10 protein-coding genes are annotated in these 12,540 nt (G+C 63.2%); 2 read left to right on the top strand and 8 right to left on the bottom strand.

Annotated elements, in window-relative coordinates; translation table 11 throughout:
• The 5 genes from ACIP0B_RS04505 to ACIP0B_RS04485 all read right to left on the bottom strand — a co-directional run.
• Positions 1-913 (bottom strand): M10 family metallopeptidase C-terminal domain-containing protein (locus ACIP0B_RS04505; RefSeq protein ID WP_400830104.1); only part of this gene is annotated, 913 nt, incomplete at its 3' end.
• Between the two features lie 439 nt (positions 914-1,352).
• Positions 1,353-2,438, bottom strand: coding sequence for a polyamine ABC transporter substrate-binding protein (locus ACIP0B_RS04500; protein ID WP_400830102.1), 1,086 nt, complete (start codon positions 2,436-2,438; stop codon positions 1,353-1,355).
• A 66-nt stretch (positions 2,439-2,504) separates the two neighbouring features.
• The gene (locus ACIP0B_RS04495; protein WP_400830101.1) at positions 2,505-2,849 is read right to left on the bottom strand and encodes a cupin domain-containing protein; all 345 of its coding nucleotides are present in this window, start codon (positions 2,847-2,849) and stop codon (positions 2,505-2,507) included.
• 45 nt (positions 2,850-2,894) lie between these two features.
• A complete protein-coding gene (locus ACIP0B_RS04490) occupies positions 2,895-4,301 on the bottom strand; it encodes an NAD(P)/FAD-dependent oxidoreductase (protein ID WP_400830099.1) in 1,407 nt (468 codons plus the stop codon).
• 51 nt (positions 4,302-4,352) lie between these two features.
• Positions 4,353-5,168 carry a helix-turn-helix domain-containing protein gene (locus tag ACIP0B_RS04485; protein ID WP_400830097.1) on the bottom strand — a complete coding sequence of 272 codons (816 nt, stop codon included), beginning with the start codon at positions 5,166-5,168 and terminating at the stop codon, positions 4,353-4,355.
• Between the two features lie 265 nt (positions 5,169-5,433).
• Here ACIP0B_RS04485 and ACIP0B_RS04480 point away from each other — a divergent pair, with 265 nt between their 5' ends.
• Complete coding sequence (locus tag ACIP0B_RS04480; RefSeq protein WP_400830106.1) at positions 5,434-5,706, top strand: DUF1652 domain-containing protein; 273 nt, start codon at positions 5,434-5,436, stop codon at positions 5,704-5,706.
• A gap of 61 nt (positions 5,707-5,767) precedes the next feature.
• Here the strand turns inward: ACIP0B_RS04480 and ACIP0B_RS04475 are convergent, their stop codons facing one another.
• Positions 5,768-8,242, bottom strand: a complete 2,475-nt coding sequence (locus ACIP0B_RS04475) for a UvrD-helicase domain-containing protein (protein WP_400830095.1) — start codon at positions 8,240-8,242, stop codon at positions 5,768-5,770.
• Between the two features lie 251 nt (positions 8,243-8,493).
• On the opposite strand from ACIP0B_RS04475, the gene ACIP0B_RS04470 reads away from it, so the two are divergent.
• Positions 8,494-9,189 carry a pirin family protein gene (locus ACIP0B_RS04470; protein ID WP_400830093.1) on the top strand — a complete coding sequence of 232 codons (696 nt, stop codon included), beginning with the start codon at positions 8,494-8,496 and terminating at the stop codon, positions 9,187-9,189.
• Between the two features lie 170 nt (positions 9,190-9,359).
• On the opposite strand, the gene pgm is transcribed toward ACIP0B_RS04470, so the two are convergent.
• Together pgm and ACIP0B_RS04460 are read right to left on the bottom strand one after the other, a co-directional pair.
• Positions 9,360-11,006: a phosphoglucomutase (alpha-D-glucose-1,6-bisphosphate-dependent) gene (gene pgm, locus ACIP0B_RS04465; protein WP_400830091.1), complete on the bottom strand. Its 1,647-nt coding sequence runs from the start codon at positions 11,004-11,006 to the stop codon at positions 9,360-9,362.
• A 107-nt stretch (positions 11,007-11,113) separates the two neighbouring features.
• Positions 11,114-12,514, bottom strand: coding sequence for an aminotransferase class I/II-fold pyridoxal phosphate-dependent enzyme (locus tag ACIP0B_RS04460; protein WP_400830089.1), 1,401 nt, complete (start codon positions 12,512-12,514; stop codon positions 11,114-11,116).
• Between the last annotated feature and the right edge of the window lie 26 nt (positions 12,515-12,540).

The raw sequence follows: 12,540 nt of genomic DNA, 5'->3' as shown, positions 1-12,540 counted from the left end.
AGAACACCAGCTTGTCGGCCGACGACGTGGCGCTGAGGAAATCGCGCCCGGCGTTGGAGTTGAAGCCGTAGGTGGTGTCGCCGGTACGGGTGGTCAGGTTGGCGCCGTACAGCTTCTGGATCGCCGCGATGTCATCCATCAGCGGGCCGGACGAATAGGCCTCCACCCCGCCCTTGCTGAAGTTCTGGCTGGTGTTGCTTTCGCTCCAGTAGCTCATGACGCTGTAGCCACGGGTGTCTTGACCGTAGTGGGCGTCGTTGTAGGTCGGGTTGCCGTTGCCGGCGTTGTAGTCGCCGGGGTGGGCCAGGCCCAGGGTGTGGCCGATCTCGTGGGTCAGGGTCTGACGGCCGTAGTTGTTCAGGTCCGGGTTCTTGTTCTGCTGGTAGCCGCTGTTGATCAAGTACCACGAAGTGCCGTCATAGCCGGCGCCGGTGCCTGGCAGGTAGGCGAACGCCGCCGCGCCGTCCTGGCCGCCGCTGTAGTTGCCGAAGGTCATGTGGCCGTCACCGCCCGAGGCTTTCTCGGTGAAGGTGACGTTGGCCACGTCGGCCCAGGATTGCATGGCGAGCACGGCCTGGGCCTTCTGCTGGGCGCTGAACTGGCTGAACCCGGTGATCCCGTGCTTGTACATCGTGGTGGACGATGCCGAGGTCAGGAACGTATAGGTGAGTTCAATCTTGCCGCTGCCGTCCAAGTCTTTGTAGGCAGCCCCGTCGCGCAGGATGTAATCGGCGGCCTGGTCGACGGAATAGGAGGGTTTGCCATTGACCGTGAGGTTGCCGCCACGATCGTACTGATGGCTGAAGCTATTGATCTGGTTCCAGGCGGTGCTGGACGCCGCCAGGGGTTGTGCCGCCGACAGCTGGAATGCCTGTTCGGCCGTATCAATAGCGTTAGCTTTTACTTTCGACATAAACACACTTCCTTGTTTAGCAATGGAACAGTTTTTGTCAGATAGCGACAACCTCTGGCGAGATTGTCCTATCACTCGCCCAATGAAGGCATTCGCAACCTGACACAATTTGAAATCGAACGTCTAGCGTTTTTTCGAAGTAAAAACGAACTATTCCGAAAAACTCCCGTAAACAAAGCTTGTGCTGTTGGACAAATGTTTGAACTTTGGTGAATTTGCCGAATTGTCTGACGATTTCTTATTTAAATATTAAATAGGGGTTAATTGTTTTTTGTCGAAAGCGTCTCACTTTCCTGCACTTTATTAGTGCAACCGGGCGGATGCCGGTGCAGAAACGACTGTAGGAGCGAGCCTGCCAGCGATGCGCATCCTTCAACATGAACGTCGAGTGGATCCACGCATCGCGAGCAGGCTCGCTCCTACAGTTTTTGAGAGGGGATCAGCTGCCGGTGCGGATCTTGTTCCATACGCGGGTGCGGATCCGGTCGATGTTGAGCGGCATCGCCTCCAGCGCGAACAGCTTGCCCATCATTTCGGGGCTCGGATAAACCTTGGTGTCGCCCTTGATGGCCGGGTCGATCAGGCTGTCGGCCTGTTCGTTGCCGTTGGCGTAATGCACGTAGTTGCTGATGCCGGCCATCACGTCCGGGCGCAGCAGGTAGTCCATGAACGCGTAGCCGGCCTTCTCGTCAGGCGCGTCGGCGGGCATGGCGACCATGTCGAACCAGATGGCGGCGCCCTCCTTCGGGATCGAGTAGCCGATCTCGACGCCGTTCTTCGCCTCCTTGGCGCGGTTTTCCGCTTGCAGGATGTCGCCGGAGAAGCCCACCGCCACGCAGATGTCGCCGTTGGCCAGGTCACTGGTGTACTTGGAGGAATGGAAGTAACTGACATAAGGCCGGACCTTCATCAGCAACGCTTCGGCCTTCTTGTAGTCCTCGGGGTTCTTGCTGTGGTGCGGCAGGCCCAGGTAGTTGAGCGCCGCCGGCAGCAGTTCCGGGCCATTGTCGAGGATCGCCACGCCGCACTTCTGCAGCTTTTGCATGTACTCGGGCTTGAAGATCAGGTCCCAGGAGTCCAGCGGCGCGCTGTCGCCCAGCACCGCCTTGACCTTGGCCACGTTGTAGCCGATGCCGGTGCTGCCCCACAGGTACGGGAAGCCGTGCTCGTTGCCCGGATCGTTGGTTTGCAGGGCCTTGAGCAGCACCGGGTTGAGGTTCTTCCAGTTCGGCAGCCGGCTCTTGTCGAGCTTCTTCAGCGCCCCGCCTTCGATCTGCCGCGCCATGAAATGGTTGGAGGGAAACACCACGTCGTAGCCGGATTTGCCGGTCATCAGCTTGCCGTCGAGGGTTTCGTTGCTGTCATAGACGTCGTAGGTAACCCCGACGCCGGTGTCCTTCTCGAAGTTCTTCGCGGTGTCCGGCGCAATGTAGTCGGACCAGTTGTAGACCTTGACCGTGTCGGCCGCATGGCTGAGCGAGGCGACCAGCAGCAGCGGCGCCAGTGAGAGCGTTTTCTGGATCATGGGGATACCTGTGGGTGCTGTTGTCTTTTTTGTCGGGAAGCGGGCAGGCAATCAAAGATCGGAAAGTCAGAAAATCAGGACGTAGGTCTTGCGCACGGTCTCCTGAATGTCCCAGACGCCGAGCGTGTTCGCCGGCATCATCAGGGCGTCGCCGCCCTGTATGTGCAGGGTCTCGCCGCCGTCGTCGGGGGTGAAGGTGCAGCGGCCGGAAATGAAATGGCAGAACTCCTGGGCGGTGATCTGCCGCCGCCAGCGTCCGGGCGTGCATTCCCAGACGCCGGTCTCGACGCCGTCGTCGCGCTCCACGCTGGTGGTCGAGGCGATGGCCACCGGCGCACCCAAAGGCACGGCCACCGGGTTCGATTCTTCCAACTGCAAAGCGGCGGTGTTTTTGAACTGTGTGATGCTCATGGGGCTACCTGTCGTGGGAATCTGTCTTGGGAATGAAGCGGCGGTTCAGTGCATGAAACCTTCCATGAAACCGGCCACGCGGGTGGCCAGTCTGCGCCGCCAGGGCGCGGACGCCGGGTTGGCCAAGGTCTGATCCTCGCTGACGAAGCTCTTGATGATCGCGTTGTAGCCCAGCCACCGGCACGGTTCCGGCTCCCAGGCGCGCAGCGCGTGGATCCCGCCGTCCGGCAGCACCCAGGGCTGGTGCACCAGCTCGCTGTCACGCTCCAGGATCAGATCGGCCAGGGTGCGCCCGCCCAGGTTGCTGGCGCCGACGCCCTCGCCGCCGTAGCCGCCGGACAAGGCGATGCCGTTGGCGCGGTCGCAGAGCATGTGCGGCTTGAAGTGCCGGGACATGCCGAGGTTGCCGCCCCAGCCGTGGGTGATCTGCACGTTTTTCAGCGGCGGGAACAGTTCGCCGAACAGATAGCGGCGCAGTTGCACTTCATCGCGGGTCAGGTCGAAGTCGTGCCGCAGCTTGCCGGCGAACCGGTAGCCGCCGCGGGCCCCGAAGATCAGGCGGTTGTCGGCGCTGCGCTGGCCGTAGGTGACCTGCCGGCTGAACTCGCTGAACGCCTGGCCACGATTGAGGCCGATCTCGTCCCAGGTCGCGGCCGACAGCGGCTCGGTGGCCACGATCAGGCTTTGCACGGGCAACTGATAGCGGCCCAGCGGCGGCAGCGTCACCGAATAGCCTTCGACGGCGGGCACGATCCAGCGGCTGCGCACGCTGGCCTTGTCGGTGCGCAGGCTGCCGGCCTGCCAATGGGTGACCGGGCTGTTCTCGTAGATCTTCACGCCCATGCCCTGGACGGTGCGGGCCAGGCCGCGCACCAGCTTCGCCGGGTGGATGGTCGCCACGTGCGGCGCGAAGATCCCGCCGTAAGGCTTGGCCACGCGTATCTGCTGCGTCAGTTGTTCCGGGGTGAGCCAGCGGTAGTCGTCGTCGCCCAGGCCTTGGGCGTGCAGCTTGTCGAGGTATTCGCGCAGGCTCGCCGCCTGTTCCGGATAACGCGCGGCGCAGTACAGCACGCCGCCCTTGCGGTAATCGCAGTCGATGCCTTCGCGTTCGAGGACGATTTCTACCTCGTCGGGAATGCCGTGCAACAGGTCATAGGACGCCCGGCGCTCTTGCGGAGAAAGCCCGGCCAGCAACCGGTCCTCGCCCAACAGGTTGCCCATCAGCCAGCCGCCGTTGCGCCCGGACGCGCCGAACCCGGCGGTCTGCGCCTCGACGATGGCGATGTCCAGGCCCGGCGCCCGCTTCTTCAGGTAGTACGCGGTCCAGAGCCCGGTGTAGCCGGCGCCGATGATTGCCACGTCGACGTCCAGATCCCGCTCCAGCGCCGGCCGTGCGGTCAGCGGCTCATCGAGCTGGTCCATCCACAAACTGATGTTGCGCCACGCCGGCATGCAAGACTCCGCCAATCAAAATATCGATGGCGTCGATCCTAGTGGCTGGACTCAAGGGCTGTCTTGCGCGCGTGCCCGCAAAGAAATTTGTTTGGCGTAAGCCTTGGGCGACTGCCCGGTGTGCTGGCGAAAACAGCTGTAGAACGCCGACAGCGAGTTGAATCCTGCGGCGAAGGCCAACTCGTCGATGCGCAGCGGCGGCGTGGCGCTGTCCAGGCCCCGCAGCAAATGCTGCAGGCGCGCCTGATTGACGTAGCGGTAGAAGCTTTGCCCCAGCACCTGATTGAGTAGGTAGGAAATCTGATTGCGGCTGTACCCGCACTCCTTCGCCACCCGTTGCAGGTCCAGTTCCGGGTCGAGGTACGGTTGCTGGCGCTGGAAATAGCTTTGCAGGTCATCCGCCATGAAGCTCAACTGACGCGGCGACAATCCCAGGCGGCTGGCCGCCGGACGCCGATTCGCCGTCTGCGCCGCGGCGGCCGTTTCGCGCACCAGCGAGGCGTATTCGTTGACGCGCCAGATCAACCCGTCCTTGACCGTGATCGCTTCGCTGGAGCGGAACGACACCAGGCCTTCGCCTCCGCGCAACGTCACCTCGTACTGGATGAACGCGGTGTTGCCGTCGATGCGGATCCGGTCGCAATGCTCCAGCGCTTCGTCGGATTCACGCGGCATGCTGACCCGCACGTACTCGCGCAGCTCGTCGAGCCCGAGCACGCGGTTCTGGAAGAAGTCGTTGTACTCGATGGCCGGATGGTAGAGCGCCATCACGCTGTCCAGATCCCGGCGTTTCCAGCTCAGGTGATAGCGCATGACCGTTTCGCGGGTGGCCGGGGACTGCTCCGGGCCGTCGTCATCGGCGTGCATAAGGGTCTCTGCCAAAAGCACCGAGCTTGCCCAACTTCAGACGCCCGGGCAATGACCGGACCGCGGTGACGCTTCGTCGGCCCAGGCCGTATGGTTCGTGACTTACATCAAAATAATCCGCGCAATCGCCAAACGGCCTGAAAATTCTCACAGGATTTTCACATCCAGATGCTACTTTTAATGGCATCCACCGGTTGAGCCAATGAAGGCTCTTCCCACCTACCCTGAGCAAACGGAAGCGCTCGATGAAGAAGGCGGGCAACACATGAATAGAGCCTCAAGCAAAGTCACCTTTCCCAACGCCTGCCAGCTGATGCGCTGGCATTTTCATCCCATGGGATTCGAGGCGACGATGGACGCGCCGGGCAGCATGGTCGCCCGTCTGTTCGATCGCGCCAGCGGCGAAACCCTGATCGCGATCGCCGGCATTCCCTGCGCCACCGTGATGAACGCTGCCGATGTCGAGCGAATAATCGAGGCCGTCGAGGACGAGCTGGACACGTTCACTCCTCCGGAGTCGTTGAGAAACTACGCCTAACCTTATGATTTACAAACAAAAAGCCCGCTAGCGATAGCGGGCTTTTTGTTGGCTGGATGAGTTACGCAGGCTTTTTGTCCAGCCGACGGTCGGCGAAGAACGGCTTGCTCGCGTCAACCCTGTCCGAAGCTCGGGGCATGTTCACCGCCTGGCCGTCCCGTGGCTCGACATACCAGTAGCAGTGGCTGACGGCGCGGGTGATGCCGACATACGCCAGACGCAGGACTTCATCCTTCTGCGCGCTGTCGTAAGGCTCGCTGTCGCCGGCCTTGCCCAGACCCGCCATGCGGTAGACCTGATTCTTGTAGGGCGAACTGGTCAAATGCTGGCAATCCCCCAGCAGGAAGACCGCATCGGCCTGCAAGCCCTTGGCGCTGTGGAAGGTCAGTTGCTTGAGGCGCCGGGCTTCGAACGGCAAGCTAGAATCCACATTAACTACAGACTGAATATGCTGTTCTATCAATGACTTATCGCTGCTTTTTCGATAAAGCATCAAGATTGAGTCGCCCCTGCGGTAGTGCTCTTCGAGGTGCTGGCCCAGCGCTTGGTCATCGCGCTCCAGCACATTGACCGGCCGCAGTTCACCCACCTCCCCGACGGCCTTGGCCTTCTTGCCGGGAATCGCCGGGGCCGCCCGCACGATGTGCTCAGCCGCATCGATGATGTGCTGGTGGCTGCGGTAGTTCTCGCTGAGCATCACCCGCGTGGTGGCCGGCGAGGGAAACTCCGCATTGAACGCCATGAAGTAGCTCGGCGAGCTGCCGCGCCAGCCGTAGATGGACTGCCAGTCATCGCCGACGCACAACAGCGAGGAACGCTGCGCACCCCGCCCGACATGCATGGACGGCCCGCGGCTGCGGATTTCGCTCAGGCTGGCCCGGATCCATGAAACGATCTGCGGCGAAACGTCCTGGAATTCGTCGATCATCAGGTGCGACATCGGCCGCAGCAATTCGTCGCCGAGCAGCTTCAGGTTTTCCGGCGAGTGCTCGCTGAACAGCGCGAACATACGGTTGTAGGTCATGACCGGCGGCTTCTGGTCCAGCAGGTGATCCTCCAGCGCGCGCCAGAACAGGCTCAGGGCCTCGAAGAAAAACCGGTCGGGATCGTCCTTGGCAAACGTCATGCGGCCGACCGCGTCCGGCACGTCCAGGCCCAGGTTCTCGATGAAGCCAGCGGCGCCGACGAAACAATCAAGCAGCGGCGCCGAGACCAGCTCGCCCTTGACCTTGTAGTCGAAGCCGGGGCCGGCGCTCGCATCCCCTGCCAACGTGGCCAAAACCCGTCTTGATGATTCGTAACTATCTAACCAAATCAATGGCTTACGACAGAAAGCTTGAAACAGGGTGCGCTTGACCGCCCACTCTGCGCGCACCGTGAGCTTGGCGTTCGGGCGACAGGCCTGCGGGTTTTCGCCCGGGTCGAAACCGAGCACGACCCAGGCATCCAGGCTCGGAACATAGCCGTGGCAGTGGAGCCGGGCGCCATTGATCTCGAATGCCTGGCGGTTCGGTTCGATCCCCTTGATCGGCCAGGCCCCGGCGCGGAACCACAGATCCTCGATCACATCGCACAACTCTTCGTCACGCTTGGCGGCCAGTTCGGTCACCGCCACACGCTTCTGCACGTCCGGGTGATCGCGCTCCAGTTCCTTGAGCTGCAAGGCATGGCGCGACAGTGGCTGGATCAACTGACGGAAGCGCTCATCTTCGTTGTAGAGGCGGTGGTAACAGGCATTGAGCCGCTGACGCTGGGCGTCGTTGATGCGCAGGTCGAACGGGTTGCTGTCCGCCTCCTCATCGCCGCCCTGCGGTCGATGGCTGAGGTTCTCGAACGCCTGCAAACGCTCGAAGCCGGGAAGACTGCGCACCATCGGCAGGATGAGCGAGTGAAAGGTGCGCACCAGGTCGCGCGCCTGCTTCTGCTCCAGCGCCCGCCCCCACAACGCAAACAATTCGATCAGTTTCTTGATGAAGTCCCGCCGCGACTCACGGGTGAAGGTGACCACGGTCATCGAGTCGAGCTCAAAGCCCAGGTAATGCGTCAGCATCAGAATGCGCAGCACCAAGGTCGTCGACTTGCCGGCACCGGCGCCGGCCACCACCGAGGTCGACGGCGTATCGCTGAAGATCATCTTCCACTGCGCCGTGCTGGGCTGGGCGTGGGGCGGCAACAGGCGCGCCACATCCGCCTTCATCCGCTTCTTCAGCTCAGGGCTGAGCGGCAGGCGCCAGTCGTCGAACAAATGATCGTCGATGCCTGGCGGCCGATGCTCAGTGCTGCGGCTGTCACGGATCAACAGGACCTGACGCCCTTCTTCCAGCCCGTCCTGCCGGCCTTCCTTGTAGCCGTACTCCACGCCGGCGGTGTGACCGCTGCGAAAGCCGTCGGCCTGGCCGTGCAGCCAGGAGTAACGGTGCTGTGCGCGCAAGCGGGTCAGGCCGTGCCCCAGGAATCGGGCAGCCAGACGCTTGAACCACGGCATCTCGGCCAAGGGGCGAAGTTCGGGAGGAAGATCGGGGGTGTATTGCGCCACGCTGACGGACTCCGGAAGCTGAACGGTTGGACGCTATGGTGTCTTCATTTGCTTTCGAGTTCTAGCGAAATGCTTGCGGGTCATGGACTTAGGCGATGAACTGAAGGCTGGGTGAGACGGTTTCGAGCCTTATCAAGATCAGATTATTCGATTGTTATGGCGCATTTTTTACGCTTTTTATCGATGACTCCCTGATAGATGATGCCCGTCATTCCCCCGCTGCTCCCGGGAACCTATCGAGGATAACGACCATGCTTGAACTCCGACCTTTCAGCTCGCTGGGCGGCGCCCATCACGGCTGGCTGGATGCCCATCACCATTTCTCGTTCGCCGAATACTACGACCCGCAACGGATGAGCTGGGGCAACCTGCGCGTGTGGAACGACGACATCATCGCGCCCGGCACCGGCTTCCCCACCCACCCGCACCGGGACATGGAAATCATCACCTATGTCCGTGAAGGCGCGATCAGCCACCAGGACAACCTGGGCAACAAGGGCCGCACCGAAGCGGGCGATGTGCAGGTGATGAGCGCCGGCACCGGCATCGCGCACAGCGAATACAACCTGGAAGCGAGCGACACCAAGATCTTCCAGATCTGGATTCTGCCGACCGAAACCGGCGCACCGCCGTCCTGGGGCGCCAAGCCCTTTCCCAAGGGCGAGCGCGAGGGCTTCGTGACGCTGGCCAGCGGCAAGGACGGCGATGACCAGAGCCTGCGCATCCGCGCCGATGCCCGCCTGGTGGCCGCCAACCTCAAGGCCGGCGAGACGGCGCAATACCGTCTGGACGCAGGACGCCGCGCCTACCTGGTGCCGGCCACCGGCGTGATCGACGTCAACGGCCTGCGCGCCCAGGCCCGGGACGGCGTCGCGGTGGCCCAGGAGCAGGTGTTGACCGTCACCGCCATCGAAGACAGCGAGATCGTCCTGGTGGATCTGGCCTGACGGCCGGATTGCAGGCAAAAAAAAGGGGCGACCGTGATAGTCGCCCCTTTTTTACACCCTCTGCGGGAGCGGGCCTGCTCGCGATGAGGCCAGCACATTCAGCATTGATGCGGCTGACAGATCGCTATCGCGAGCAGGCTCGCTCCCACAGGTCTTATGGTGCCTGTCGTTCACTTCGCGCTGATCGCACCGTCCACCAGGGTCTGCGCCTCGGCCACCAGTTGCTTGAGGTGGTCGTCGCCGATGAAGCTTTCGGCGTAGATCTTGTAGATGTCTTCGGTGCCCGACGGACGTGCCGCGAACCAGCCGTTCTCGGTCATCACTTTCAGGCCGCCGATGGCCTGGTCGTTGCCCGGCGCGTGGCTGAGGATGCTCTGGATCTTCTCGCCCGCCAGTTCGGTCGAGGTGACCTGCTGCGGCGACAGCTTGCTCAGCAGCGCTTTCTGCTCAGGGTTGGCCTTGGCGTCCACGCGCACCGAGAACGGCTCACCCAGTTCGTCGGTCAGCGCCCGGTAGGCCTGGCTCGGATCGCGACCGGTGCGGGCGGTCATTTCGGCGGCCAGCAGCGACGGGATCAGACCGTCCTTGTCGGTGCTCCAGACGCCGCCGTCCTTGCGCAGGAACGAGGCACCGGCGCTTTCTTCGCCGCCGAAGCCGAGCGAGCCGTCGAACAGGCCGTCAGCGAACCATTTGAAGCCCACCGGCACCTCGTACAGACGGCGGCCCAGACGCTTGGCCACACGGTCGATCAGCCCGCTGCTGACCACGGTCTTGCCGACGGCGGCGTCGGCGCGCCATTGCGGACGGTTCTGGAACAGGTAGTCGATGGCCACGGCCAGGTAGTTGTTCGGCGCCAGCAGGCCGCCGCTCGGGGTGACGATGCCGTGACGGTCATGGTCCGGGTCGCAGGCGAACGCCACGTCGAAGCGTTCCTTGAGGCCGATCAGGCCCTGCATGGCGTGGCTGGAGGACGGATCCATGCGGATCTGGCCGTCCCAGTCGACCGTCATGAAGCGGAAGGTCGAATCGACCTGCTTGTTCACCACATCCAGGTCCAGGCGGTAGTGTTCGGCGATGGCCGACCAGTAGCGCACCCCTGCTCCACCCAGCGGATCGACGCCCAGGCGCAGCTTGGCGTCGCGGATGGCGTCGAAGTCGATGACGTTGATCAGGTCGGCCACGTAGGTGTTGACGTAGTCGTGGCGGTGCGTAGTGCTCGCCTTGAGCGCCTGCTCGTAGCTGATGCGCTTGACCCCGGCCAGTTTGTTGGCCAGCAGTTCGTTGGCCTTGGCCTCGATCCACTTGGTGATGTGGGTGTCGGCCGGGCCGCCGTTGGTCGGGTTGTATTTGTAGCCGCCGCTCTGCGGCGGGTTGTGCGACGGGGTGATGACGATGCCGTCGGCCAGGCCGGACGTGCGCCCGCGGTTGTAGCAGAGGATCGCGTGGGACACCGCCGGGGTCGGCGTGTATTCGTCGCCGGCGGCGATCATGACCGTCACGCCGTTGGCCGCCAGCACTTCCAGGGCGCTGGCCCCGGCCGGGGTCGACAGCGCGTGGGTGTCGATGCCGACGAACAGCGGCCCGGTGATGCCCTGGGCTTCGCGGTACAGGCAGATCGCCTGGCTGATGGCCAGAACGTGCCACTCGTTGAAACTCAGGTCGAAGGAGCTGCCCCGGTGCCCGGAAGTGCCGAACGCCACGCGCTGGGTGGAGACCGAAGCATCCGGTTGGCCTGTGTAGTAGGCCGTTACCAGTCGCGGGATGTCGACCAACAGATCTGCCGGTGCCGGTTTGCCCGCAAAAGGACTGAGTGTCATGCAAAACCTCTGGAATAGAGTGGTTCAGGAAATACCGCGCAGTTTACTGGCACTTCGACCGCAGTGCGATGGGATCGATCCTGACAACAATTAATGTTTTTTGCCGGTCACTCCAGCGGCGCCAGGCGCAGGGCATCAGCCAGCAGGCCGATAGTGCCCGGCATGTCCTGATCGTCGAGGCCCAGGGGACTCAGACGCAGGTGCTGGGCATGCAGGCCCCGCAGGCTGAACAGCTCGCCGGGGGCAATCACCACCTGCTGCTTGAGCAGGCGCCGGAAGACATTGCGCATGTCCACCGGACGCCCGACACGGGCCCAGAGCGTTGCCCCGCCCTGGGGCTCGACCACCTGCAAGGTTTCCCCCAGCCGCTCGCGCAGCAGGTCGACCATGGGCGTGCGGCGCTCCCTGAGCAGGTGGCGCAACGACAGCAGGTGCTGGTCGATGCGTCCGCTGCCGTACAGACGCGCAATCGCTTTCTGCCGGATGGGCGACAGGCGAAAGGAGCGCAGCAGGAAATGCCGCTGCAGCTCCGCCCGCCACTGCCGCGACAGCAGGTAACCGTAGGGCGCTTCGGCACCGATGAACGTCTCGAAGGTGGAGAAGACAAGCAGGCGGTCGGGATCCAGCAAGTCGCGCAGGCGCATCCGGTCGAGACCTTCGTCCAGTTCGCTGTAGCAATCGTTTTCCAGCACCCAGGTGCCATGCTGCGCCAGCAGACGGGCGATGGACTGCCGGTTGTCCGCCGGCACCTGACTGCCCCGCGGCATGCTCAACCCAGCGGACAACAGAATCAAGGCCACCGACCGGGTCTTGAGCAAGTCCTCCAGGCGTTGCGCATCCAGCCCGCCTTCGCTCTGCAAGGGCAATTCGATCACCTGCACCTGCGCGGACTGCAACAGGCGCAGAATCACCCAATCGCACGGCGACTCGACCACCAGGGTGGCGTGCTTGAGCCCCAGCACGGCGATCAGGACCTCCAGCACGCCGCGCAAGTCCGCGCCGACATAGACATCGTCCGCATGCCAGCATTGCCGGGGCGACGTGGTGTAACGGGCCGCCAACGCCGCCCGCAACTGCTGCTCGCCGCAAGGCTGGGCCAACCACTGCGACTGGCGTGGATACTGACGGAGCAGCTCCCGCTCCAGCACCAGCAACGGGCTGTCCAACGGCTGGGCCGAAGCGGGCTCGTCGCCGCTCAGAACCTTCATGCCGGGCCGCCGGGCACTCACATAGACGGTTTCGAGCAGATCGCGGCCGCTGTCGGTTGACGGCACCGTCGCGACAGCCCGGGCGAAGTAGCCGGACTTTGCGACCGAATAGACCCGCCCTTCCTTCTCGAGCAATGCGTAGGCGTACTGGATCGTCGAAATCGACACGTTCAGCCGTTCGGCCAGTTGCCGCAATGACGGCAAACGGACATGGCCGCCGGAACCGGAATCGGCCATCAACTGCGTCAGATAGCGGTAGACCGCCTGATACGCGAAGTCGGTGTCCCGCGGCACTTTCATGGGCGACCGGCCCCGGATGCCCGGGC

Source organism: Pseudomonas sp. NPDC089534, assembly GCF_044749305.1.
GTDB lineage: Bacteria > Pseudomonadota > Gammaproteobacteria > Pseudomonadales > Pseudomonadaceae > Aquipseudomonas > Aquipseudomonas ekonensis.
The sequence above is the reverse complement of the archived record's forward strand: the minus strand, read 5'-3'. Positions and strand labels throughout refer to the sequence as shown.